Annotated in this window: 23 protein-coding genes, 1 pseudogene and 1 riboswitch; of the genes and pseudogenes, 21 read left to right on the top strand and 3 right to left on the bottom strand. The window is 32.6% G+C overall.

What is annotated here, in order from left to right:
- The first annotated feature begins 59 nt into the window (after positions 1-59).
- From MUA60_RS08725 to hfq, 16 genes are all read left to right on the top strand, one after another.
- On the top strand, positions 60-350 hold the full coding sequence (locus MUA60_RS08725; protein ID WP_025905601.1) for a thiamine-binding protein: 291 nt from the start codon (positions 60-62) through the stop codon (positions 348-350).
- A gap of 67 nt (positions 351-417) precedes the next feature.
- Positions 418-2,142, top strand: a complete 1,725-nt coding sequence (locus tag MUA60_RS08720) for an ABC transporter ATP-binding protein (protein ID WP_262647925.1) — start codon at positions 418-420, stop codon at positions 2,140-2,142.
- Positions 2,139-3,983 (top strand): ABC transporter ATP-binding protein, encoded by a 1,845-nt coding sequence (locus tag MUA60_RS08715; protein ID WP_262647924.1) that lies wholly within the window; start codon positions 2,139-2,141, stop codon positions 3,981-3,983. The genes MUA60_RS08720 and MUA60_RS08715 overlap by 4 nt, the downstream gene beginning before the upstream one ends.
- A gap of 14 nt (positions 3,984-3,997) precedes the next feature.
- Entirely contained in the window at positions 3,998-4,507 is a 510-nt protein-coding gene (locus MUA60_RS08710; RefSeq protein WP_262647923.1) for a GNAT family N-acetyltransferase, read from the top strand.
- Positions 4,508-4,624: 117 nt separating this feature from the next.
- Positions 4,625-6,160 (top strand): tRNA (N6-isopentenyl adenosine(37)-C2)-methylthiotransferase MiaB, encoded by a 1,536-nt coding sequence (miaB, locus tag MUA60_RS08705; RefSeq protein WP_262647922.1) that lies wholly within the window; start codon positions 4,625-4,627, stop codon positions 6,158-6,160.
- The gene (locus MUA60_RS08700; RefSeq protein ID WP_025905606.1) at positions 6,161-6,592 is read left to right on the top strand and encodes a YlbF/YmcA family competence regulator; all 432 of its coding nucleotides are present in this window, start codon (positions 6,161-6,163) and stop codon (positions 6,590-6,592) included.
- An 8-nt stretch (positions 6,593-6,600) separates the two neighbouring features.
- A riboswitch (TPP riboswitch) is annotated at positions 6,601-6,692 on the top strand.
- Positions 6,693-6,757: 65 nt separating this feature from the next.
- Positions 6,758-7,258, top strand: a complete 501-nt coding sequence (gene thiW / locus MUA60_RS08695; RefSeq protein ID WP_262647921.1) for an energy coupling factor transporter S component ThiW — start codon at positions 6,758-6,760, stop codon at positions 7,256-7,258.
- A 140-nt stretch (positions 7,259-7,398) separates the two neighbouring features.
- The gene (mutS, locus tag MUA60_RS08690; protein ID WP_262647920.1) at positions 7,399-9,924 is read left to right on the top strand and encodes a DNA mismatch repair protein MutS; all 2,526 of its coding nucleotides are present in this window, start codon (positions 7,399-7,401) and stop codon (positions 9,922-9,924) included.
- Positions 9,925-9,938: 14 nt separating this feature from the next.
- Complete coding sequence (gene mutL / locus MUA60_RS08685; protein WP_262647919.1) at positions 9,939-11,909, top strand: DNA mismatch repair endonuclease MutL; 1,971 nt, start codon at positions 9,939-9,941, stop codon at positions 11,907-11,909.
- Between the two features lie 9 nt (positions 11,910-11,918).
- The gene (locus MUA60_RS08680) at positions 11,919-12,452 is read left to right on the top strand and encodes a glycerol-3-phosphate responsive antiterminator (RefSeq protein ID WP_025905610.1); all 534 of its coding nucleotides are present in this window, start codon (positions 11,919-11,921) and stop codon (positions 12,450-12,452) included.
- Positions 12,453-12,642: 190 nt separating this feature from the next.
- A complete protein-coding gene (locus MUA60_RS08675) occupies positions 12,643-13,461 on the top strand; it encodes an MIP/aquaporin family protein (protein WP_262641143.1) in 819 nt (272 codons plus the stop codon).
- 26 nt (positions 13,462-13,487) lie between these two features.
- Positions 13,488-14,981 (top strand): glycerol kinase GlpK, encoded by a 1,494-nt coding sequence (gene glpK, locus MUA60_RS08670; protein ID WP_262647918.1) that lies wholly within the window; start codon positions 13,488-13,490, stop codon positions 14,979-14,981.
- 115 nt (positions 14,982-15,096) lie between these two features.
- Entirely contained in the window at positions 15,097-16,773 is a 1,677-nt protein-coding gene (locus MUA60_RS08665; RefSeq protein WP_262647917.1) for a glycerol-3-phosphate dehydrogenase/oxidase, read from the top strand.
- Between the two features lie 135 nt (positions 16,774-16,908).
- Complete coding sequence (locus MUA60_RS08660) at positions 16,909-17,856, top strand: alpha/beta hydrolase (protein ID WP_262647915.1); 948 nt, start codon at positions 16,909-16,911, stop codon at positions 17,854-17,856.
- On the top strand, positions 17,849-18,778 hold the full coding sequence (gene miaA, locus MUA60_RS08655; protein WP_262647914.1) for a tRNA (adenosine(37)-N6)-dimethylallyltransferase MiaA: 930 nt from the start codon (positions 17,849-17,851) through the stop codon (positions 18,776-18,778). The genes MUA60_RS08660 and miaA overlap by 8 nt, the downstream gene beginning before the upstream one ends.
- Positions 18,779-18,791: 13 nt before the next feature.
- The gene (gene hfq / locus MUA60_RS08650; RefSeq protein WP_025905616.1) at positions 18,792-19,022 is read left to right on the top strand and encodes an RNA chaperone Hfq; all 231 of its coding nucleotides are present in this window, start codon (positions 18,792-18,794) and stop codon (positions 19,020-19,022) included.
- A 66-nt stretch (positions 19,023-19,088) separates the two neighbouring features.
- Here hfq and MUA60_RS08645 read toward each other — a convergent pair whose 3' ends face one another.
- Positions 19,089-19,562, bottom strand: coding sequence for a glutathione peroxidase (locus MUA60_RS08645; RefSeq protein ID WP_262647913.1), 474 nt, complete (start codon positions 19,560-19,562; stop codon positions 19,089-19,091).
- A gap of 220 nt (positions 19,563-19,782) precedes the next feature.
- Positions 19,783-20,877: an IS30 family transposase gene (locus MUA60_RS08640; RefSeq protein ID WP_262647912.1), complete on the bottom strand. Its 1,095-nt coding sequence runs from the start codon at positions 20,875-20,877 to the stop codon at positions 19,783-19,785.
- A gap of 138 nt (positions 20,878-21,015) precedes the next feature.
- Between MUA60_RS08640 and hflX the strand changes: the two genes are divergently transcribed.
- The 5 genes and pseudogenes from hflX to MUA60_RS08615 all read left to right on the top strand — a co-directional run bounded on the left by hflX (position 21,016) and on the right by MUA60_RS08615 (position 26,093).
- On the top strand, positions 21,016-22,254 hold the full coding sequence (gene hflX / locus MUA60_RS08635) for a GTPase HflX (RefSeq protein ID WP_262647911.1): 1,239 nt from the start codon (positions 21,016-21,018) through the stop codon (positions 22,252-22,254).
- A gap of 11 nt (positions 22,255-22,265) precedes the next feature.
- Positions 22,266-23,513, top strand: a complete 1,248-nt coding sequence (locus MUA60_RS08630; RefSeq protein ID WP_262647910.1) for a methionine gamma-lyase family protein — start codon at positions 22,266-22,268, stop codon at positions 23,511-23,513.
- 85 nt (positions 23,514-23,598) lie between these two features.
- Positions 23,599-23,836 (top strand): annotated as a pseudogene (locus MUA60_RS08625) (MerR family transcriptional regulator); the annotation flags it as partial.
- 137 nt (positions 23,837-23,973) lie between these two features.
- A complete protein-coding gene (gene glnA / locus MUA60_RS08620; RefSeq protein ID WP_262647909.1) occupies positions 23,974-25,314 on the top strand; it encodes a type I glutamate--ammonia ligase in 1,341 nt (446 codons plus the stop codon).
- Positions 25,315-25,613: 299 nt separating this feature from the next.
- Complete coding sequence (locus tag MUA60_RS08615; RefSeq protein ID WP_262647908.1) at positions 25,614-26,093, top strand: hypothetical protein; 480 nt, start codon at positions 25,614-25,616, stop codon at positions 26,091-26,093.
- 43 nt (positions 26,094-26,136) lie between these two features.
- On the opposite strand, the gene MUA60_RS08610 is transcribed toward MUA60_RS08615, so the two are convergent.
- Positions 26,137-26,772, bottom strand: coding sequence for a sugar O-acetyltransferase (locus tag MUA60_RS08610; protein ID WP_262647907.1), 636 nt, complete (start codon positions 26,770-26,772; stop codon positions 26,137-26,139).
- Between the last annotated feature and the right edge of the window lie 183 nt (positions 26,773-26,955).

Below are 26,955 nucleotides of genomic sequence, written 5' to 3'. Positions count from 1 at the left end.
CCACTTTAAGCTCATAGATTTATCTATGAGCTTTTATACATAGAAAAGGGGGATTCGAAATGACAAATACATTAATGAGTATTCAAATTATTCCAGAACATCAACAAACAGGTGTTATTCCACTAGTTGATGAGGCAATCAGTATCATCGATCAATCGGGTCTTAAATATGAAGTACATCCTTTAGAAACAACGATAGAAGGAGATTTGAATGCATGTCTTATTCTTATTGAACAAATAAATGAACGAATGGTTGAACTTGAATGTGACAGCATAATTTCTCAGATTAAGTTCTATCATGTGCCTGAAGGTATAACAATGGATACATTAACGGATAAGTATAAATCATAATTTCAAAATAATGAGTTAGAAGAAAAGGAGAATGTTATAGGAAAATATATTAAAGGGGATATGTAAATTGAAAACGGTACTTAAATTTATTAGACCGTATAAATGGTTGTTTATACTTGGTTTAATATTAATGTTAGTAGAATTAGCGGTTGAACTCATTCAGCCCATTTTTATATCAGAAATTATTGATAACGGCATTTTAAAGAATGATTTGAACCACGTATATTTGTATTTAGTGATTATGCTTGTAACAGGATTAGTAGCCCTATTATCAGGGATATGGAATAGTTTTGTTGCGGGGCATGTATCTCAAGCATTTGCTTATGATTTAAGAACTGAACAATTTAAGAAAATCCAGTCTTTTTCTTTAGCAACATTAGAAAGGTTTAAGACTTCAAGTTTAATTACGAGGTTAACGAGTGATGTAACCAATTGTGACCAAGCAGTATATATGTCAATTAGAATTATGTTACGAGCGCCTTTAATGATTATTGGGAGTATTATTTTAAGCTTTGCAGTGGAACCGAAATTAGCGATTTATTTAGTAATAGGTTCTCCGATTATTTTTATTATTATATTTGTAATTGCTCGAAAAGGATCTAAATTATTTACAAAAATTCAAAGAAAATTTGATGAAATGAATAGATTTTTCCAACAGAATTTAGAAGCGGTTAGATTAATTAAAGCGAGCCAAACGAGCAAACAAGAAATCAATCAATTTAATGAAAAAATCAAAGATATTAGAAACAATTATACATACGCATTACGCCTCATGGAATTTATCAATCCTTCATTATTATTGATTATAAATGGCAGTATATTAGCTGTTGTATGGTTTTGTTCAGATATGGTCGATCATTCTACTTTAGAAGTCGGTAAATTAGTTGCGATATTAAATTACGGTATGAGAATGCAAGGTGGATTTGGAATGCTTGCTTTCTTAATCATGACACTCAGCAGAATGAAAGCATCAAGTGAACGAATTGAAGAAGTATTAATTACACCATCAGATGAAAAAGTGTTTAATAATGAAATTGAACATAGTTCAAATTATGCATATCCAATTCAATTTAAAGATGTTTCTTTCACGTATCCAAATAGTCATAAACCTGTTTTAGAGCATATATCATTTGAAGTGAAACCGAGAGAAACTTTTGCCATTATGGGATCTACAGGTTCTGGTAAATCAACGTTACTCAGTTTGATACCTAAAATGTATAAAGCGACAACAGGAGAAATATTGCTTAACAATAAAAACGTAAATGACTGGGAAATTGAATCTTTAAGAGATGCAATTGGATATGTACCTCAAAAAGCATTGTTATTCTCGGGGACAATTTATGAGAATCTGCAATTTGGAGACCCATCAGCTGAAAGTGAAATGTTAGAATTATCTTCAGAAAAAGCACAAATACACCAATCAATCGAACGTTTTGATAATCAATATGATACGATGATTGGCCAACAAGGTGTGACGTTATCAGGTGGTCAGAAGCAAAGACTATCTATTGCTAGAGCACTTGTAAGGAAACCAGGTTTATTAATTTTAGATGATTCAACATCTGCATTAGATATTAAGACAGAATCTGCTTTATGGGATGCGTTGGAAGAAGAAGAAACGACGAAATTAATTGTGACGCAAAAAATTTCAACTGCTCAAACAGCTGATCGAATCATGTTACTAGTCGATGGACGTATTGAAGCGATTGGGACACATGAATCACTATTAGAAACATCACCATTGTATAAAGAAATTGCAAGTAGTCAAGAAAGTGCGGTGAGTTCATCATGAGTCTAAGAAATCCTTATGGTCATAAATCAGTATTTGAAGATGAAAATCGTACTCAAAAGCCAACTAAAAAGAAAAAAAGAGCTAGAGATACGAAAGGTACATTATTAAATATATGGAAATTAATAGACGAAAAACGAATTCAATTGATTGTTGTAATTCTAATGATTATATGTTCATCCATATTAAGTTTAGTTGGACCGTTTTTAATCGGACATATCATTGATGCGAAAATTATACCGAAAGAATTAAATGGGCTGCCGCAATATATCATATTGCTTGCTATTGTATATGTCATATTGTCAGTTACATCATATATAGGATCGTTTATGATGGTCAGTATTGCCCAGCGCACGGTATATTTATTAAGAAATCAACTGTTTAAACATTTTCAAACTTTACCTGTTGCTTATTATGATCAAAAGCAACATGGTGAACTGATGAGTCGAATGCAAAATGATATTGAAAATGTATCACAAGTATTAAATTCATCATTTATACAGTTTACTTCAAGTGTCGTGACACTCATTGGTACACTTTCAATTATGCTTTATTTAAGTCCTTTACTCACACTATTGACGGTCATTATTATTCCAATCATGTTTATAAGTTTAAGATGGATTACTGCACGTACAAGTGTGTTATATGCTTTACGCCAAAAACAGTTTGGTATTATGAATGGTTATATCGAAGAAATAGTAAATGGACAAACAGTAGTTAAAGCTTTTTCTCAAGAAAAGTATGTTATAGATACATTTAATGAAAAAGCAAAAGACGTAAGAGAATATAGTTTTTGGTCAATTACATTTGGTGGTTTAATACCAAAAGTGATGAACTATTTAAATAATTTAAGCTTTGCCATTGTAGCTGGTATTGGTGGTATATTAGCACTTAATCAAACTGCTGGTGTTACAGTTGGGGTAATCGTGATTTTCGCTGAATATGCGAGACAGTTTACAAGACCGTTATCTGATTTAGCAAACCAATTTAATACAGTATTATCTGCAATAGCAGGTGCTGAACGTGTCTTTGATATTATGGATGAGCCAAGTGAGAAAGATGATAAAGAGGCGCAAGATTATCAAAATATTAATGGAGAAATTGAATTCGAACATGTTGAGTTCAAATATGATCCTAACCAAAAAGTACCGACTATAAAAGATTTATCCTTTAAAATTAATAACGGTGAATCTGTTGCATTAGTCGGCGCAACTGGTGCAGGTAAGACGACAATCGTGCAACTTATTCTACATTATTATGAAGTGAATAAAGGAAGAATTCTAATTGATGGCATTCCAATTAATAAAATAACGCGTGAATCTTTGAGAAGTTCTATAGGTGTCGTGTTACAAGATTCCTATTTATTTGATGGAACGATTAAAGACAATATTATGTATGGAACGCCAAATGCTACATATGAAGAAGTTGTAGAAGCTGCCAAAAAAGCAAATGCACATGACTTTATAGAAGCTTTAGAAAATGGTTATGATACAGTATTAAAAGGTGAATCTGGTTCGTTATCTCAAGGCGAAAAACAACTTATTTCTATCGCAAGATGTTTACTTCAAGATCCTAAAATACTTTTATTGGATGAAGCAACAAGTAGTATCGATACTGTAACTGAAATTAAAATTCAAGAAGCGTTAGATACATTAATGCAAGGTAGAACGAGTGTTATTATTGCGCACCGTTTAAATACAGTTAAAAAAGCAGACTTAGTCTTTGTATTATCTCACGGTGAATTGATTGAATCTGGCTCACAAGATGCGTTGATCGAACAAAAAGGTATTTATTATCATATGTTAAATACAAATGATGATGAGCAAATAAAAGAATTAAACTAAAAGGGGAGGCGTTTATGGAATTCAGAGAAATAGATAAAGATATTGAATCGTTATTCACAGAATATATGAATGAATGGTATGAAAACGAAGAACACGTTGTTCCATGGGCGACAGATGTCCGTCAACATGGTGGGTTTGACAAGATGTTAATCATGTTAGAAGAAGCAATTAACCCTGTTGATAAAGACTTTGTAAAAGCAAAAACGTATGTACTTATTGATGATGACAAAATTGTTGGCGCTGTAAATATTAGGTATGCATTAAACGACTATTTATATAAAAAAGGTGGACATGTCGGATACGGTGTTAGAAAAAGTGAACGTGGTAAAGGCTATGCGACAAAGTTGTTAAATTATGCAGTTAAGAATTTAAATAATGAAGGTGTTCATTCTGTTCTTGTAACTTGTGATGAATCAAATGATGCAAGTGCGAAAGTCATTATAAATAATAATGGTGTAGAAGATGGACCGTATCAATCAGATGAAGAAGAAAATACGAGAAGATTTTGGATTAAGCATCTTTAAAATTAAATATTTGATACATGAAATGAACGAGCAAAAATGTCGGAACATTTTTGCACTTTATGTTGAACTCTAATATAATATATAGGTATAAATATATGGGCAGAAAGGGTTTTGAAATTGAATGAAGAGCAAAGAAAACAGGAGGCCAAAGCGAAGACAGAACCTAATTTAGAGAAGGATTATAGCAAGTACTTCGAACATGTTTATCAACCTCCAAATTTAAAGGACGCTAAACAAAGAGGGAAATCACAAGTTGAATATCATGATGATTTTAAAATAGACGAACGACATAGAGGTATGGGGAAAGGTCGTAAATTCTATATTAGAACATATGGTTGCCAAATGAATGAACATGATACAGAAGTAATGGCTGGTATCTTACAAGCGTTAGGTTTTGGACCGACGAACTCAGTAGAAGATGCTGATGTGATATTACTTAATACGTGTGCGATAAGAGAAAATGCTGAAAATAAAGTGTTCAGTGAAATTGGGAATTTAAAGCATCTTAAACAAGAGCGACCAGATTGTTTAATTGGTGTATGTGGATGTATGTCACAAGAAGAATCTGTCGTTAATAAAATTCTTAAATCATACCAGAATGTTGATATGATTTTCGGTACACACAACATCCATAGATTGCCTGAAATTTTAGAAGAAGCATATATGTCTAAAGCGATGGTTGTTGAAGTATGGTCTAAAGAAGGCGACGTCATCGAAAATTTACCTAAAGTAAGAAATGGTAGAATTAAAGCGTGGGTAAATATTATGTACGGTTGTGACAAATTCTGTACGTATTGTATTGTACCGTTCACTCGTGGTAAAGAGAGAAGTCGTATGCCTGAAGAAATTATTGCTGAAGTAAGAGACTTAGCAAGACAAGGCTACCAAGAAATATGTTTATTAGGTCAAAATGTAAATGCATACGGTAAAGATATTGAAGGTTTAAATTATGGATTAGGTGACTTGTTAAATGACATCACTAAAATCGATATACCACGTGTACGTTTTACGACAAGTCACCCTTGGGACTTTGATGATCGTTTAATTGAAGTGATTGCTAATGGTGGTAATATTGTACCTCATATACATTTACCAGTACAGTCTGGTAATAACCAAGTGTTAAAAATTATGGGTAGAAAATATACACGTGAAAGCTATTTAGAATTAGTTCATAAAATAAAAGCAGCAATTCCTGATGTAGCATTGACAACGGATATCATTGTTGGCTATCCTAATGAAACAGAAGAACAATTTTTAGAAACAATAAAGTTGTATCATGAAGTTGGTTTCGAACATGCATACACATATGTATATTCTCCGAGAGAAGGTACGCCAGCAGCTAAGATGAAAGATAATGTACCTGATAAAGAGAAAAAAGAAAGACTTCAAAGATTAAATAAAGTAGTTGGTGAATATGCTGCAGAATCATTGAAACCATATGAAGGACAAGAAGTATTTGTTTTATGTGAAGGTTCAAGTAAGAGAGATGAAGCGGTATTAGCAGGCTATACTGAAAAGAATAAATTAGTTAATTTTAAAGCACCAAAAGATGTAATTGGCAAAATCGTAAAAGTAAAAATTACTGAAGCAAAACAATATTCATTAAATGGTGAATTTATAGATGTTGTATCTAAAGAAAAGGTGGTACATTAAATGTATACAAAAGATGATATTTTAGAACAAGCACGTAAACTAGGGAAAATGATGTCAGAAACAGAAGAAGTAGATTTCTTTAAACGTGCAGAAGCGCAAATCCATGAGAATCAAACAGTCAGAGAAAAAATGGCGAGTTTGAAATCTTTACAAAAGCAAGCGGTTAATTTCCAAAACTATGGTAAAGATAAAGCTTTAGCTATGGTTGAAGAAAAAATTAAAAATATTGAAAAAGAATTAGATGAAATGCCAATTGTAAGTGAATTTAAAGAAGCACAAGTTGAAGTAAATGAACTTTTACAAATGGTATCTCATTCAATTAGCCACACAGTTACAAATGAAATTATTGAATCAACAGGTGGTAATCAACTTACTGGTGAAACAGGTGCAGCCGTTAGAAATGCACCAAACACAAGTAGCTGTTCAAATTAAGATTTAATATATTGCACACACGGTGCCTAACAAGGCTGAGAATATACGTGTAGATTTGATCCAGGTAATACTGGCGTAGAGATTGTGCAACTAAAGATTATATATGCTAAAAATCATTAGTCTGCCAGTACGTGGACTAATGATTTTTTATTTGGAGGAAATATAATGAAGAAGACTAAATTAATGACTTTAACCGCAATATTAACAACGATAAATGTTGTCTTTAGTACATTTATCACGATACCAATAGGTCCAATAAAAGCATTGCCAATGCAACATTTCATTAATGTTATATCAGCCGTATTTCTTGGACCATGGTATGGCTTAGCGCAAGCTTTGTTATCTTCGTTTATTAGAAACTTACTAGGTTTAGGAACGATTTTTGCTTTTCCAGGCAGTATGATAGGCGTATTATTAGCAAGTTTACTTTATAAATATCGCAAACAATTATCGATTGCATCTTTAGGAGAAGTAATAGGTACTGGTGTAATAGGTAGCTTCGTTTGTATTCCGATTGGTTGGTTACTAGGACTAGGAAAAATAGCATTTTGGCCGTTATTTTTATCATTTTTCTTTAGTAGTCTAATAGGCGCTATTGTAAGTTATATATTATTAAAAGCTTTTGAAAAAAGAGGTATATTAAAGAAATTAAAAAATGATACCTAAAGTTATATCATGAATTAAAGGGCGTGAAGCATAAATTGCTTTATTACGCTCTTTTTTTAATAAATAAACATACTCGTTTAATAGTAGAAATTTTGATAAAATAGATAAATCGAAAGTTAAAAAAAGGAACGTGAATAAAGATGTCTAAACCAACGCCGATGATGGCTCAATATTTAAAGATAAAATCTCAATATCAAGATACATTATTATTTTTCAGATTAGGTGATTTTTATGAAATGTTCTACGATGATGCAATTGAAGCATCGAGAGTATTAGAAATAACACTAACAAGAAGAGATGCTAAGAAAGATCCAATACCAATGTGCGGGGTACCATATCATTCAGCTTCTGGATATATTGAAAAACTTATTTCAAAAGGTTATAAAGTCGCGATTTGTGAACAAATGGAAGATCCGACACAAACTAAAGGAATGGTTCGTAGAGAAGTTGTGCAAGTCATAACGCCAGGTACGGTTATGGATCAAAAAGGTATGGACGAAAAATCGAATAATTATATATTAGGATTTATAAAAGAAGATGGAGAGTTTCATTTAAGTTACTGTGATGTCACAACAGGGGAATTAAAAGTAACATCATTTGTTGATGAAACAACTTTAATTAATGAAATTACAACGATTCACCCTAATGAAATTATTGTTAATAAAGTGTTACCAGATAATTTATATAAACAAATTCAGCTTATAACTGAAACAATCACAGTTATTGATAGCTATGAAGAACGAGATTATGAAGTTGTCACGGGCACATCTCACGCTCAAAAAAGATCATTAAATTATTTATTAAATTATATTCATGATAACGGTAAACGCGATATGCCACATTTAGAAGAAGTTGTCGTATATAGAGCTTTAGATTATATGAAAATGGACTTTTACGCGAAACGAAATCTTGAATTAACAGAAAGTATCAGACTTAAATCTAAAAAAGGTACATTATTATGGTTGATGGATGATACGAAGACACCTATGGGCGCAAGAAGATTAAAGCAATGGATAGATCGACCGCTTATCAACCAAAGAGATATCGAACAAAGATTAGATGCTGTTGAACAATTAGTGAATGGTTTTATTGAACGTGATGAACTTAGAAGTTATTTGAATATGGTGTATGATATTGAAAGATTAGTCGGAAGAGTTAGCTACGGCAATGTGAATGCTAAAGATTTAGTACAGTTGAATTATTCAATAAAGCAAATTCCATATGTTAAAGAAATTATTGAAAGATTAGACTCAAAGTCTATAGACCGATTTAAAGATCTTGAACCATTAAATGATTTAGAACGATTATTAGATGAAAGTTTAGTAGAAGATCCACCGATTTCTGTTAAAGAGGGTGGGATATTTAAAAAAGGCTTTAATGAAACACTAGATCAATATAAAGAAGCTTCAACAAACGGTAAGCAATGGATAGCAGAATTACAATTAAAAGAACGTGAACGAACGGGTGTAAAATCATTAAAAGTAAGCTTTAACAAAGTTTTTGGGTACTATATTGAAATTACAAAAGCAAATTTAAATCATATTGATACAGATGCTTTAGGATATCAACGTAAGCAAACATTATCAAATGCTGAACGATTTATTACTGAAGAATTGAAAGAAAAAGAATCTATCATTTTAGGTGCAGAAGATAAAGCAATCGAACTAGAATATCAACTATTCCTTGAATTAAGACAAGAAGTGAAAGCTTATACTGAAAAGTTACAAGCACAAGCTAAATTACTATCAGAAATAGACTGTTTACAAAGCTTTGCTGAAATTGCGCAAAAATATCATTATACTCGTCCAATTTTTAGTGAAGATAAAACATTATCACTTAAATCATCGAGACACCCGGTTGTTGAACGCGTCATGGATCATAATGACTATGTTCCAAATGACTGTTATTTAGATAAAGAAGGCTTTATCTATTTAATAACAGGACCAAATATGTCTGGTAAGAGTACGTATATGCGTCAAATAGCTATTATTAGTATTATGGCTCAAATGGGTGCATACGTGCCTGCAGATTATGCGCAATTGCCAATATTTGATCAAATCTTTACGAGAATTGGTGCAGCAGATGATTTAGTATCAGGTAAAAGTACATTTATGGTCGAAATGTTAGAAGCTGAAAAAGCCATGGTTGGAGCAACTGAAGATAGCTTAATTATATTTGATGAAATTGGACGAGGAACATCTACATTTGATGGTCTAGCGCTTGCACAGTCTATGATTGAATATGTTCATCATCATACAAAAGCAAAAACGTTATTCTCTACACACTATCATGAGTTAACACATTTAGATGAAACGTTATCTGGACTTAAAAATATTCACGTAGCTGCACAAGAATATCAAGGAGAATTGATTTTCTTGCATAAAGTAAAAGAAGGCGCAGTTGACCAAAGTTACGGTATTCATGTAGCGAAATTAACGGATTTACCTGATGAAATTATTGAAAGAGCACATACTATTTTGCAAGAACTTGAATCTCATACAAAAGTAGAGAAAGAAGCAGATAAGTATGAGCAACCGTCATTCCAATTATTCGAAGAACAAGGGCAATCTGAAATTGAAAAGAAACTGAAATCAATTGATTTAATGAACATAACACCTATTGAAGCTTTATCAAAACTGCATGAATTACAAAAACAACTTAAATAGAAAGTGTGAGTGCATTGGGAAAAATTAAAGAGCTCGAATTATCTTTAGCCAACAAAATAGCTGCAGGTGAAGTGGTAGAAAGACCAGCTTCTGTTGTGAAAGAATTGTTGGAAAATGCAATTGATGCTCAAGCTACTCAAATTGATATTACGATTAAAGAATCAGGTATTCAATCTATTAGAGTCGTAGATAATGGAACAGGCATTGAAGAAGAAGATATAGCCAAAGCATTTGGTAGACATGCGACAAGTAAAATCAATAACGATTATGATTTGTTTCATATTCGTACACTTGGTTTTAGAGGTGAAGCTTTAGCGAGTATTTCATCAGTGAGTAGAGTAACGATGAAGACTTGTACGGACGGTATGCTTGGACATGAAGTACGCGTTGAAAATGGTAAAATTACGAAAAAACAACCTGCTAAAGCTAAAAAAGGTACAGATATTCTTGTTGAAGATTTATTCTATAATACGCCAGCAAGATTAAAATATGTTAAAAGTTTGTATACTGAACTTGGCAAAATTACGGATATAGTCAATAGAATGGCAATGAGTCATCCGAATATCGCATTTAATCTCGTATCAGATGATAAAACAGTTATTTCAACGAATGGCTCAGGTAGAACAAATGAAGTAATGGCTGAAATTTATGGTATGAAAATTGCAAAAGATCTTGTACCAATAAATGGCGAAACAGATGATTACGTCGTAAACGGATTTATTTGTAAACCTGAGCACACGAGAAGCAATCGACATTATATTTCTATATTTATTAACAGGCGATATATTAAGAATTTTGTGCTTAACAAAGCGATTATAGAAGGTTATCATACACTATTACCAATCGGTAGATATCCAATCGTTTATTTAAATATTGAAATGGATCCGATTTTAGTAGATGTTAACGTACATCCGACTAAACTAGAAGTAAGGATTTCTAAAGAACAACTACTTTATGAATTGATTAATCAAAAAATTAAAGAAGCATTTAGAGGTATGTCATTAATTCCAGACACATCTTTAGAAAAACAAAAGCCAAAAAAATCACAAAAAGAAATTTTTGAACAACAAAAAATAGATTTTGAAGCTAAAAGAAATCAAAATATAACTCAACAGCAGCAAGTTTCTCATAAAAGTGAAAGTGATGAAGAAATTGAACAAACAAGCAACTCTATAAACAGAGAACCTTCACCTTCTTGGCAATTTAAAGATAAGACAGAACATCATTCGGTTATACAAGAAGATACTATCAATCAAGAAGCTAATAGAGATATAGATATTCAACATGATGAACCCGAGCATATTGAAAATAATGAAGAAACATATGAAGTTCAAGATACAGAAGAATATGTTGATAAACCATATCAAGCGCCAATTGAAGAAGAGGAAGTATCTGAAGGGCCACGTGTACCATATATGGAAGTTGTAGGTCAAGTTCACGGAACATATATTGTGGCACAAAATGATACAGGCATGTTTATGATTGATCAACATGCAGCGCAAGAACGAATTAAATATGAATTTTTCAAAGAAAAAATCGGTGAAGTCACAAACGAAACACAAAGTTTATTGTTGCCACTAACATTTAATTTCTCTAAAGACGAGCACATGATTATTGAAAAGTATTTACAATCACTTGCTGAAGCGGGCGTATTTTTAGAACCAATTGGTCATCATGATTATATGGTGAGCGAATACCCAGTTTGGTTGCCAAATGTTGATGCAGAAGAAATCATAAAAGATATGATCGATTACGTGTTAAATCATGGAAAAGTTGATATTAAAAAATTAAGAGAAGATGCAGCAATTATGATGAGTTGTAAGAAATCTATTAAAGCTAATCATTATTTAAGAAATCATGAAATGAGTCATTTAATAGATGAATTAAGAGAAACAACTGACCCATTTACTTGTCCGCACGGAAGACCAATTATTATTGAATTAACGACGTATGAACTAGAAAAATTATTTAAACGCGTTATGTAGGAGGATAAAATGAATAAGCATATATTACCAGCTATTCGCTCTATGAAAGATATGGAAAAATTCTTTAAGATGGATTATGAACGATGCGTATTATTAGATACACATATCGGTCATTTGCAAGGCATTTTAGAGCAAATGAAAAAGCATCAAAAAGAGGTGATGCTACACATTGATTTAATTAAAGGTTTATCAAATGATGAAGCGGCTGTTGAATATGTTATACAACAATATAAACCACATGGCATTATATCAACGAAATCAAAAATTATTAAACGTGCCAAAAAACTAAATACGTTAACGATATTGCGTGTATTTATTCTTGATAGCACAGCGTTAAGTAGAAGTATTGAACTAATTAAACAATCAGACCCTGATTTAGTGGAAGTACTACCAGGTGTTGCTACTAAAGTAATCAAGGAAATCAGTGATAAAACAGGTAAGCGAATTATTGCAGGTGGATTAATTAATACGAAGGAAGAAATTGATTTAGCAATTGAAAGCGGTGCACAATATGTTACGTCTAGCGATATTACAATTTGGTAAATTGATTTGACAACGTTTTCATAAAGTATTATACTTCTAATTAAGTTAATATATGAGATGAGTAAATGAGACCCTCTACGAAAAGAAACTATGCGTTAAATTTGTATAAATTACTATATGAATATGATGTGTAGTTCAACGTAGGGGGCTTTTTATGTATTAGCATATTATATTTAGGAGGGTGTTTAATATGAGTGAATTTTTAGGCGAATTAATTGGTACAGCCATCTTAATTTTATTTGGTGGCGGTGTATGTGCTAACGTCAATCTAAAAGGGGCACTTGGTAAAGGTGCAGACTGGATTGTTATTTCATTAGGTTGGGGGCTAGCTGTTATGCTTGGTGTTTATGCAGTTGGTAATGTTTCCGGGGCACATTTAAACCCAGCTGTTACGCTTGGCTTTGCAATTGACGGATCATTCCCATGGTCTAAAGTTGTTCCATTTATTGTGGCTCAAATGATTGGTGCTATGATTGGTGCATTTTTAGTATGGGCTACTTATTTACCACATTGGAAAAAAACTGAAGATCAAGGTGCTAAGTTAGGTGTATTCTCAACTGGTCCATCTTATCCAAACTATGTAGCAAATTTCTTAAGTGAGATTATTGGAACTATGATCTTAGTTATGGGATTATTATTTATAGGAACAAATAAATTTACTGATGGCTTAAATCCTTTAATCGTTGGTTTATTAATCGTAGCAATTGGTTTAAGTTTAGGTGGTGCGACAGGTTATGCGATTAACCCAGCTCGTGATATTGGACCACGTATCATGCACATGATATTACCAATTCCGGGTAAAGGAAGTTCAAATTGGAAATATGCAATTGTGCCGATTTTAGGACCGATTTCAGGTGGTATGTTAGGTGCAGCATTATATAACATATTATTTAACGGGGTTGTAAACGGTTTCGTTATTTTCTCAATCATCTTTACAGTGATTGTCGTATTGTCTGGTATTTTCTTAAATAAATCAATACTTAAAGACGAAGTTTCAGAAATTCTGTAATATACAAATTTATAGGAGTGTTTAATATGGAAAAATACATTTTATCAATTGACCAAGGTACAACAAGTTCTAGAGCAATACTTTTTGATAAAGAAGGTACTATCAAATTTGTGAGTCAAAGAGAATTTAAGCAATACTTCCCTAAAGGTGGTTGGGTTGAGCATGATGCTAATGAAATTTGGACTTCAGTATTAGCGGTTATTTCAAGTGTACTTAATGAAAATAATATTAGTTCAAAGCAAATCGAAGGTATTGGTATCACAAACCAAAGGGAAACTGCTGTCGTATGGGATAAAAATACTGGACGCCCAGTTTATCATGCAATTGTTTGGCAATCTCGACAAACTCAAGACATTTGTACAGAATTAAAATCTAAAGATTTAGAACCAATTTTCAAAGAAAAAACTGGTCTATTATTAGATCCATATTTCTCAGGTACAAAAGTAAAATGGATTCTTGATAATGTTGAAGGTGCTAGAGAAAAAGCTGAAAACGGCGATTTATTATTCGGAACAATTGATACTTGGTTAATCTGGAAATTCACAGGTGACGTTCATGTAACAGATTACTCAAATGCAAGTAGAACATTAATGTATAACATTTATGACTTGAAATGGGACGAAGAATTATTAGAATATCTTGATGTACCAGCTTCTATGTTGCCAGAAGTTAAACCTTCAAGTGAAGTATATGGTTATACTCAAGAACATCACTTCTTCGGTGAGAAAATTGCAATCGCTGGTGTAGCAGGTGACCAACAAGCTGCATTATTCGGACAAGCTTGCTTCGAAAGTGGAGAAGTTAAGAACACATACGGTACTGGTGGATTTATGTTAATGAACACTGGTGAAAAAGCTGTAAAATCTGAAAGTGGTTTATTAACAACGTTAGCTTATGGTCTAGATGGAAAAGTAAACTACGCATTAGAAGGTAGTATTTTCGTATCAGGATCTGCTATTCAATGGTTAAGAGATGGTTTAAGAATGATTAAATCAGCACCAGCTTCAGAAGATTATGCTAATCGTGTTAAATCTACAGAAGGCGTATATGTCGTACCAGCGTTTGTTGGTTTAGGTACACCTTATTGGGATGCAGATGCTAGAGGTGCAATCTTCGGCTTAACACGTGGTATTGAAAAAGAACATTTCATTAGAGCAACTTTAGAATCATTATGTTACCAAACTAGAGATGTGTTAGAAGCAATGGAAAAAGATTCTGGCATTAATGTTGAAACATTAAGAGTTGATGGCGGTGCTGTTAAGAATAATTTCTTAATGCAATTCCAAGCTGATATTGTAAATACGCCAGTAGAAAGACCAGAAGTAAATGAAACAACTGCATTAGGTGCAGCATACTTAGCTGGATTAGCAGTAGGTTTCTGGAAATCTAAAGATGAGATAAAACAACGTTGGAAATTAGAAACAGAATTCAAACCTGAACTTGAAGAAGAAGAGCGTGAAAAACTTTATAAAGGTTGGAAAACTGCAGTAAAAGCCACTCAAGCTTTTAAATTAGATTAAGTTGTGTTATCATTAAGGTAAGTTAATATTTCGTAGAGACATGAGAGGCTTTGTTCGTACATTTTTGTAGGGATAAGTCTCTCATTTTTTTTACATTTTATAGGAGGAAATGGTTATGCAACAATTATCAGCATTAAATCGTAATCAAGTTAAAGATCAACTTAAAAAAACTGAATATGACGTAGTTGTTATCGGTGGAGGAATCACTGGTGCAGGTATCGCTTTAGATGCAGCGCAACGTGGTATGAAAGTAGCATTAGTTGAAATGCAAGACTTTGCACAAGGTACAAGTTCTAGAAGTACGAAATTAGTTCATGGTGGATTACGTTACTTAAAACAATTCCAAGTTGGCGTAGTTGCTGAAACTGGTAAAGAAAGAGCGATCGTTTATGAAAATGGTCCTCACGTAACAACACCAGAATGGATGTTATTACCTTTACACAAAGGCGGTAGCATGGGTCCATTTACAACATCAATCGGTTTGAAAGTTTATGATTTCTTAGCAGGTGTTAAAAAAGCTGAACGTCGTACAATGTTAAACAGAGAAGAAACAATTAAGAAAGAGCCACTTGTAAAACAAGACGGTTTAAAAGCTGGTGGTTACTATGTTGAGTACCGTACAGATGATGCTCGTTTAACAATTGAAGTTATGAAACGCGCACGTGAATTTGGTGCAGATATCATTAACTATGCTAAATCAAATAAATTCTTATACAACAAAAAGAAAAAAGTATCAGGTATCGAAGTAACTGATTTATTACAAAATGAAATTTTCGAAATTAAAGGTAAAAGAGTTATCAACGCTGCAGGTCCATGGGTTGATGAAGTACGCGGTAAAGACTATTCAACAAACAATAAACAACTTAGATTAACTAAAGGTGTTCATATTGTTATTGACCAAAGCGTATTCCCATTAGGTCAAGCTGTATACTTTGATACAGAAAATGATGGCAGAATGATTTTCGCAATTCCTAGAGATGGAAAAGCATATGTTGGTACTACTGATACAATTTATGATAATGATAAATCTTCTCCAAAAGTTACAGAAGAAGATCGTCAATATTTATTAGATGCTATTCACTATATGTTCCCAACTGTAAAAGTTGAAGATAAAGATATCGAATCAACTTGGGCTGGTGTTAGACCATTAATCTTTGAAAAAGGTAAAGATCCATCAGAAATTTCTCGTAAAGACGAAATTTGGGAAGGCGATTCAGGCTTACTTACAATCGCTGGTGGTAAATTAACAGGTTACCGTCATATGGCTCAAGATATTGTTGATTTATTAAGTAAACGTCTTAAAGAAGAATATAAATTATTATTCAAACCTTGTCGTACAAAAGAAACCTACATTTCTGGCGGTAACGTTGGTGGTAGTAAAAATTATGAATCATTCGTTGAAAGTAAAGTTAAAGAAGCTAAAAACTACAACTTATCAGAAGATGCAGCACGTTATTTAGCTAGAAAATACGGATCTAGCGTAGATGAAGTATTTGCTATTGCTCATGCTACACAAGTTGCAGATGTTAACTTACCAATCGAAGTATATGCTGAAGTTATTTACAGCATTCAAAAAGAAATGGTTCATAAACCAACTGACTTCTTAGTGCGTCGTTCAGGTCGTTTATACTTTGATATTCAATATGTATTAGATCATAAAGATGCGATAGTTGAAGTAATGGCTCAAGTATTAAATTATGATAATGATACTAAACGCGTTTATAAAGATGAATTAGAACAAGCTATTAAAGAAGCGGTTAATCCAAATGATCAACCAGCTATAGTTAAATAATTTATAAACCAACTATTTAAACCTGCTGACAACTTTTTGTCGGCAGGTTTTTTATATATTATATGATGGATTTGTGAATATATTTTTAAGCGCTATAGATTTTGCTATAATGTCTTATAAGGGAGGCGCATGTTTTTGAGACGATTTAATCATAGAATTACATTATCTACAGAACAAACTTTAGAAGTTACAATTGATAAAACGGATGAAAAAACTTATGGAATTATACATATATTGCATGGTGTGGCTGAACATAAAGATAGATATGATGCAGTAGCAGAATATTTATGTAAAAGAGGCTTTCATGTTATACGTCATAACCACCGAGGTCATGGTATGAACATAGAAGCTTCTTCAAGAGGTCATTTTAATGCATTACAAGATTTAGTCGACGATGTTAAAGAAGTAAGGGATACGTTTAAAAATGAACTTAATCCTGAATTGCCATTTATATTATTAGGACATTCTATGGGTTCATTAGTTGCGAGACAATATGTTCATGATTATCCAAATGATGTAGATGCTTTAATACTGTCAGGAACGGTTGTTTATCCTAAAATTCAAGGCAAGTTAAACTTATATGCATTAAAGTTTGTGAATTTATTTTTAGGAAGTCGCACAAAATCAAAGTTTATTAATAATATTGCTTTTAAGACAATGAATCGACAACATAAAGATTTAAATAAAGATAATAAATGGTTAAGTCAAAGTGATGAAAATCGTGAGCAATATGAAAAAGATATGTATTCAGGATTTCCGATTTCACATAAAGTACTTCTAGAAACGGTAAAGGCTGCTGTCCAAACTAAGAAAATCAGTTATATTAGACAACAAAATTTAAATATGCCCATTTTACTAGTATCAGGTAAAGAAGATCACTTTGGTGGATTTGGTAATGGTATTAAACAGTTAGCTTCTATTTATAAACATTCAGGCGTTAAACATGTCACAGTACAATTATATAAAAATAAGCGTCATGAAGTGTTATTTGAGACGAACCGTTATGCAGTGTATGAACATTTATATAATTGGTTGATGGTACAAATTAAACAATTAGAAAAAGAGGAAATAACAAATGAATGAAAAACCATTAATTGCAATAGTAGGCCCTACTGCAGTAGGTAAAACAGAATTAAGTATTAAATTAGCCAAAGCTTTAAACGGTGAAGTTATTAATGGTGATGCCTTTCAAATTTATAAAGGTCTAGATATTGGTACAGCTAAAGTGACAGAAGAAGAAAAGGAAGGCGTTGTTCATCATTTAATAGATGTATATGAACCGGATGAACCATATTCAGTTTATCGATTTAAACAAGACTTTGAAAGAACTGTAAAGGATATTCATGATAGAGGTAAATTGCCGATACTTGTCGGTGGAACAGGTTTATATGTACAGTCAGTTTTATATGATTATAACCTTGAAGAAGAGAAAATCAGTTCTGAAAAAATGGGAATTACAAAAAATAAATTAAATAAATTATCTAAATGCTCAAATATTGAATTGCACAACTATTTATATGAAATCGACCCAGAAACCGCGTCATCATTGCATCCAAACAATCGCAAAAGAGTAGAGCGAGCAATTGAATATTACTTAAATACAAAAAAAACTTTAAGTGAAAGAAAGAAAAGCCAGACATTTTCTGGAAAATATAGTACAATATTAATTGGGATAGAAATGTCGCGCGAAATATTATATCAAAGAATTAATATGCGCGTTGACATGATGTTGCAGCGAGGATTATTAAGAGAAGTGTCTAATCTTGTTGAGAAAGGATATCAAGATTCTCAAAGTATGCAAGCAATTGGATATAAAGAATTGGTACCAGTAGTAAAAGGAGAAATAGACATAGAAACCTCTACAGAACAAATCAAGCAAAATTCAAGAAGATATGCCAAACGTCAAATGACCTGGTTTAAAAACAAAATGAATGTGACTTGGTTTCAACGGGATAAACAGTCTTTAACAGAAATCGCAGACAACGTAATCCAATTATCCAAGTGAAGGGGAAAGTCATATGGCAGAGAAAGAAAATATTCAAGAAGTTTTACTTAAGAAATTCAAATCAGAAGGAACTGAACTTACGGTATTCTTGTTGAATGGATTTCAAATGAAAGGGAAAATTGTCGACTTTGACGACAAAGTTGTATTATTAGATATTCAAGGGAAAGAACATCTAATTTACAAACATGCTATCTCAACTTTCGTAGATGCACAAGATGATGAAAATCAAGATAGCGAACAATAATTGTTTTTCAAATAATAAGCGGCTAGGACATTTTATTGTCTTAGCCGCTTATTTATGTGTAATCAATTATAATACTGCTTCTATTGAACTTCTCAATTGTTCAGGGCTTTTTTGTGGTGCAAATCGATTCACAACTTCTCCGTCTTTATTCACTAAGAACTTAGTAAAGTTCCATTTAATTGACCCATTTAAAATACCTTTTTTAGCAGAAGTCAAATACTCATATAGAGGATGTTGTTCTGAACCTTTAATTTTTATTTTTTCATGCATTGGGAAAGTTACACCATAATTTAATTTACAATTTTGGTATGCTTCATAAGCGGCACCTGGTTCTTGATTACCAAATTGATTACATGGAAATCCTAACACCACGAAATCTTGATCTTTATAATCTTGGTATAAAGCTTCTAAACCTTCAAATTGAGGTGTGAATCCACATTCACTTGCTGTATTAACAATTAAAATAGCTTTTCCTTTATACTCAGATAATGAATATTCTTCACCGTTCGTTTTTGCAACAACGAAGTCATAAATTGACATTGCCATCACTCCTTTTCTTAATTCTATTATAATCAAAAATTTATCAAAGTCATATCAATTTGCATGCATGTTTATATGTTAAAATATATTCGAGGATTTCAAGTTTAAGTTAGCCACCTATAATGACTGAGGTGTACACAAGGGTTAACCGTATTCGAACCTGTTGAGGATTGATTGGTTTTAATCAATTAATACTCAACAGGTAACCAAAGCTAAGACTTTAGCTTTGGAAAGATTCATACAGATTGAGGTGCTTTAAACTTTCTGCCATATTATGATGAGCTGTGTTGTAATTTAAAGTCTTTCTAGGATAGTCATTCATATATTGTTGTATGGCTTTTATGAAGCGTTTTTGAACATTGGATAAATCATGTGCTTTTGGAATAAAACGACGAATCATTTTATGTTGGTTTTCACTTGTCCCACGTTCATATGATGAGAATGGATGTGTGAAGTATATTTCTATCATATGGCCAAATTCTTCATACAGCGATGCAAATTCTGAACCATTGTCAGATGTGATAGATTTGAAGATTTTTGGTGCTTTTTCGCCTAAGGAGTCAAATAAGTTTTTCAATGCGTGAGACACTGCATCAGCACTTTTACTCTCTATTATTTCTAGTATTTCAAAACGCGTTTGTCTCTCAACAAGTGTTAAGATAACTGGCTTTGACTTGTCTTTAGTTCCTATTACGGTATCTATTTCCCAGTGACCAAAAGACTGACGTGATTCAATTTCACTAGGACGTGTCTCAATACTTGGACCGAGCACTCGACTGTGTGGATGATTATGGTAGCTATTCTGAGTAGAGTGACGTCTTTTTAATTTTTCTAGTAGATCAATATTCTTAGTTTCCATGATTTGTTGATCTATCCAAGCATATACTGTCGTTGTTGAAGGGATTTTTTCTCTTTCAAAACATTGTTCCTTGTGAGCATATGCCACGACTGCTTCAGGTGACCAGCGTTTCTTTTTCATGAGGTGATCTGCCCATGGAATAAATAATGGGTTCTTCTTCCATAAGGGCTGAGCACCACATTGTTGTCTGTTTTGTCGATAACGTTGTTGACCTAGTGAAGAAAAATAAATTTGCGTCTCATATTCATAGACTTTATGTTGTTGTTTTTGTCGTTTAATTTGACGTGTTGTTCTTCGATGAATTTCGTTATTGATTGTTTGAGGTGCACGTCCTAATTCACGCGCGATTGCACGATTTGAAAAACCTAAATTTTTAAGTGTTTCTATTTGAACACGTTCTTCATAACTTAAGTGTGTTCCTTTATGGTTTGTCATGTTAGAATAAGTATGCGTCATGTGAATTCATTCCTTTATTGATTTGGTCTGGTAGCCTCAATAATAACATGAAATTCACGTGGCGTTTTTTTGTCTAAAGGTGGCTAAGTTGATTATAAAATCCACCGTTAAAATATATTTAAAGTGAGCGTGATAAAAATGAAAAATGATATGAAGTTGACAAAACATGAAATAGAAAAAGTAATCCTGTTAGCAATTCATGATAAAAAAGATGATGAAGCAACATTTAAATCAACAGTTCAAGAATTGGAATCTCTTGCTGTCACAAGCCAACTAGAAGTCATGGAAGTCTTCACTCAAAAAAGAGAGCGACCTGATCAACAGTATTATTTTGGTAAAGGTAAAATAGAAGAAGTCATTGAATATATCGAATTGAATGATATTAAAGTGAATGCAGTCATTGCAAATGATGAATTGACAACTGCACAATCTAAGCATTTAGATGAGTTATTTAATACAAAAATTATAGACCGCACTCAATTGATTTTAGAAATTTTTGCGCAAAGAGCTTCAAGTAGAGAAGGTCAATTGCAAGTTGAATTAGCACAGTTAGATTATTTATTGCCGAGATTATCTGGACACGGCAAAAGCTTATCTCGTTTAGGTGGCGGAATTGGTACGAGAGGTCCAGGTGAAACGAAATTAGAAACAGATAGAAGACATATTCGTACTAGAATGAATGAAATAAAGCATCAACTAGAAACAATCGTTTCTCATCGATCACGATATAGAGAACGACGTCAACATAATCAAGCCTACCAAGTTGCATTAATTGGCTATACAAATGCCGGTAAATCTTCGTGGTTTAATCAGTTATCAAATGATGAAACATTCGAACAAGATTTGTTGTTTGCGACTTTAGATCCTAAATCTCGTGCCATTACAATAAATGACGGGTTTAACGTGATACTTTCTGATACAGTTGGGTTTATTCAAAAGTTGCCTACAACATTGATTGCAGCATTTAAATCGACTTTAGAAGAAGCGAAATATGCGCAATTACTTGTTCATGTTGTAGATGCAAGTCATCCACACTATATGGAACAGTATGAAACGGTTATGACTTTAGTCAATCAATTAGATATGGGACATATACCAATGTTAGTCGTATTTAATAAAAAAGATTTAGCAACATCCACTCATTCAGCAATATCAGGACAATCTATATTTGTTTCAGCAAAAGATTCTAATGATAAAGCTATATTTAAAGAAAAATTAGTCGATATGATTAAAGAGACAATGGATTACTATGAAATGGATATTTCATCAAGTGATGCTGACAAATTATATTGGCAAAAAACCCATACTTTAGTTGAAAAAATGGATTTTGATGAAGAAACAGAAATATATCACATAAAAGGTTATAAACAGAAATAAGAGGTAAACAAATGGAACAAAAATTAAAAGAATTAATTATTGATGTAGAAAAAGAATTAAGACCATACTTTGATCAAATCGAACATAATGCATTAATCGCACAAGAACATGTACTTGATGCATTTCATGAAGTGAAAATCACTGAATCAGACTTAATCGGTACAACTGGATATGGATACGATGATGTAGGTCGAGATCATTTAGAAGATGTTTATAGTAAAGTATTTAAAGCTGAAGACAGTTTAGTAAGACCTCAAATTATTTCAGGTACGCACGCTATTACATTAGCGCTTAACAGCCAACTGAAATATGGAGACGAATTATTATATATTACAGGAACACCTTATGATACGTTATTAGAAGTAATCGGTATAAATGGTAATGGTATAGGTAGTTTTATCGAACAAGGTATCACTTATCGAGAATTACCATTGAAACAAAATGAAATAGATATTCATTCAGTGTTAGAAAATATTAATGCTAAAACTAAAGTCATTGCGATACAAAGATCTAAAGGTTATAATTCACGACCTTCATTAACAATTACACAAATTGAACAAGCAATCAAAGCGATTAAAGAAACATATCCAGATAAAATTGTCTTTGTAGATAATTGTTACGGAGAATTTGTTGAAGATAAAGAACCGATTGAAATAGGTGCAGATTTAATAGCAGGTTCTTTAATTAAAAATCCAGGAGGTGGTTTAGCTAAAATTGGCGGTTATATTTCAGGAAAAGCTGACCTGATTGAACGTTGTGCATACAAATTAACTGCACCAGGAATTGGTAAGGAAGCGGGCGCATCTTTAGGAAGTTTACCAGAAATGTATCAAGGGTTCTTCTTAGCGCCACATGTTGTTAGTCAAAGTTTAAAAGGTGCATTATTCACTTCTCGCTTGTTAGAAAAATTAAATATGACAACGACACCACATTACCAAGATAAACGTACAGATATTATTCAATCTGTTACTTTTGAAACAAAAGAACAAATGATTGCATTTTGTCAGTCGATACAACACGCATCTCCAATTAATGCGCATTTTAGTCCGATGCCTAGCTATATGCCAGGTTATGAAGATGATGTTATCATGGCTGCAGGTACATTTATTCAAGGATCATCAATAGAATTAACGGCAGATGGTCCAATTAGACCACCATATGAAGCTTACATTCAAGGTGGCTTAACTTATGAGCATGTTAAAATTGCGATAACGCGTGCTGTACAGCATTTAATCAAGCAAGATCTTGTTGAATTATAAAAGATGTAAGGTTTCCTGACATTCATTTGTTTTCTGAAAATTTATGTGCTAAATTTATAACAAGTTCTTACTAAAGGAGGCGGTCGTGCTGTCAAGAGACATAATCAGAAGAAACATGGCCGTGTTCCCGATTGGTGTCGTAATCAAGTTAACAGAGCTAACAGCCAGACAAATCAGATACTATGAAAGCAATGAGCTCGTTTCGCCCAAAAGGACTGAAGGTAATCAACGGTTATTTTCTTTAAATGACCTTGAACGATTACTGGAAATTAAAAATCTTATCGAAAAGGGATTTAATATGAAAGGGATCAAACAAATTCTTTTAGAAGAAGAAAATGACCTTTCTGAAGAAGAACTGAAGATGAGAGAGCGGGTAATTAGAGGAACTTCTAAAACAGAGGGACCACTTAACCGTGGAGATTTATCAAGATTTTTTAATTAAAAACTGGAGGATAATCACATGGCTAAACAAACTTTTACAAAAGAAGATATTTTTCGTTTTGCTGACGAAGAAAACGTACGTTATTTAAGATTACAATTTACTGACATTTTAGGTACAATTAAAAACGTTGAAGTACCAATTGCACAATTAGAAAAAGTATTAAACAATGAAATGATGTTTGACGGTTCTTCAATTGAAGGATTCGTGCGAATTGAAGAATCGGATATGTATTTATGTCCTGACTTAGACACTTGGGTAATTTTCCCTTGGACTGCAGGAAAAGGAAAAGTAGCACGATTAATTTGTGATATTTACAATCCGGATGGCAAACCATTCCCTGGTGATTCACGTACAAACTTAAAACGTGTATTAAAAGAAATGGAAGAGTTAGGATTTACAGATTTCAATTTAGGACCTGAACCAGAATTCTTCTTATTCAAATTAGATGAAAAAGGAGAACCAACATTAGAATTAAACGATAATGGTGGATACTTCGACTTAGCACCTACAGATTTAGGTGAAAACTGTCGTCGTGATATCGTTCTAGAATTAGAAGATATGGGCTTTGACATTGAAGCAAGTCACCATGAAGTAGCACCTGGTCAACATGAAATCGACTTTAAATATGCTGATGCTATAACAGCATGTGATAACATTCAAATATTCAAACTAGTTGTAAAAACAATTGCGCGTAAACATAACTTGCATGCGACATTCATGCCTAAACCATTATTTGGTGTAAACGGAAGCGGAATGCACTTTAACGTTTCATTATTCAAAGGTAAAGAAAATGCGTTCTTCGATCCAAATGGAGAAATGCAATTAACTGATGATGCATATCACTTTATTGCTGGTATCTTGAAAAATGCACGTGGATTTACAGCAGTATGTAACCCATTAGTAAATTCATACAAACGTTTAGTGCCTGGTTATGAAGCACCATGTTATATCGCATGGAGTGGTCAAAACCGTTCACCATTAGTAAGAATACCTGTATCTCGCGGATTATCAACTCGTGTTGAAATTCGTTCAGTAGACCCAGCAGCTAACCCTTACTTAGCATTAGCTACCATCCTAGAAGCTGGATTAGATGGTATTAAAAATAAATTAACACCACCAGAATCAGTAGATCAAAACATCTATGAAATGGATAGAGAAGAACGTGAAGCGGTAGGCGTACAAGACTTACCATCAACACTTTATACAGCTATTAAAGCCATGAAAGAAAATAAAGTTGTTAAACAAGCATTAGGTAATCATATCTATCGCCAATTCATACAATCTAAATCATTAGAGTGGGATTATTACAGAACACAAGTATCAGAATGGGAAAGAGATCAATATATGAAGCAATACTAATTGCTATTAACCCTCAAAGGATAAGCTTTGAGGGTTTTTTGTGTCTGGATTTTTGGGGGTATGTGGATAAGGGCGGACATAGTAACAAAAGTCTGGTGAATTGTAACTAAGGGCGTCTATAGTAACAAAAGTCGAAGAATTGTAACTAAAGTAGAAGAGGTAAATAGGCGTAGTAAAACTTGATTTAAAAATAAATATATTTTATAATAATATAAAATATAGAGAATAAAATAGACTGAGATATCGTTCGTTATCTCACACCACGCTAAAATAATATTAACAACTAAGAGGTGATAAAAATGGATTTTGTAACAAGACCAGAATTTGAAGAACATAAAAACCATATGGACTCTCGCTTTAATAAACTTGAAGATAATATCAAGGAATTAAAGCAAGAATTAACTACAACAAGATTAGAATTAAAAACAGATATAAATAATTTAAGGTCAGAGTTTAAACAAGATATGGGTAATTTAAGAACAGAGCTCAAACAAGATATGAGTAATTTAAGAACAGAGCTCAAAGAAGATATGAATAGCATGAGAACAGAGCTGAAAGAAGATATGAATAGCATGAGAACAAAGCTCAAAACAGATTTGAATAGCATAAGAATAGATCTTAAAACAGATATAAAAGATTTAAAAGATGATCTCGTATCTTTATTTGATGAAAAAGGAAAGGCAAAAACGGAAGAGATGAAACATACTCAAATAAAATGGTATATTGCCACAACTCTAATTATAATAGGTATTGTAGGGAGAATATTAGGATTTTATTAAATCAAAAAAGACCACCTACAGAGAGATGATCTTTTAAAGTCTATCATTTTTCTACTGATTGTCGTTTTTTCTCGTAATATTCTAATTTCATTCGATGCCATTTGTCATAATCAGAGCTTGTGATTTGCTTAATGACTTTAGCTGGATTTCCACCTACGACTGTATTGGGCGGCACGTCTTTTGTTACGACTGCTCCTGATGCGATTACAGAGTTTTCTCCTACCGACACGCCTGGTAATACGACTGCATTTCCACCAATCCATACATTATTCCCAATATTAATTTCATGACCAAATTCTAATTGTTCATTACGAATTGTTGGATCAATTGGATGACCTGCTGTATACAAACTCACTCTTGGACCGAACATAACATTATCACCAATATTGATATGATTAACATCTAAAAATATACAATCCATATTTGCATAAAAGTTCTCACCGATATTAATATGTCTACCGTAATCAACATAGAGTGGTGGATGTAAGTATATATTTTCTCCTGTTTTATCAAAAAGTTCTTTTTCTAATTTAATAATCTCATCACTATTTTCAATAGGTGTATGATTAATTTTATCTGCTAGCATTTTTCCTTTTTTTGAACCATTAGATTCATGTATATCGTGCGCTAAGTATAGTTCACCTTTAAGCATTTGCATATAATCAAAATCATTCTGCATATCATAATACCCCTTTGTATGTATTTGATCATATTATATCTTGTTAAACTTGTATATACAAGTTAGGTAGTATGTATCCCTTGTTTTTCAGACCATTTTCATATTTTTTAGTACTTAAAAAAGGTATAATAATAGTTGAATATTAATGAGATTTTGACACTTTCTAATGTTTAGAAGGTGTTT

It is taken from the genome of Mammaliicoccus sciuri, assembly GCF_025561425.1.
In the GTDB taxonomy this organism is placed as follows: domain Bacteria; phylum Bacillota; class Bacilli; order Staphylococcales; family Staphylococcaceae; genus Mammaliicoccus; species Mammaliicoccus sciuri_A.
Note: the sequence above shows the minus strand (reverse complement) of the source record. Positions and strands in the feature narration are given on the sequence as shown.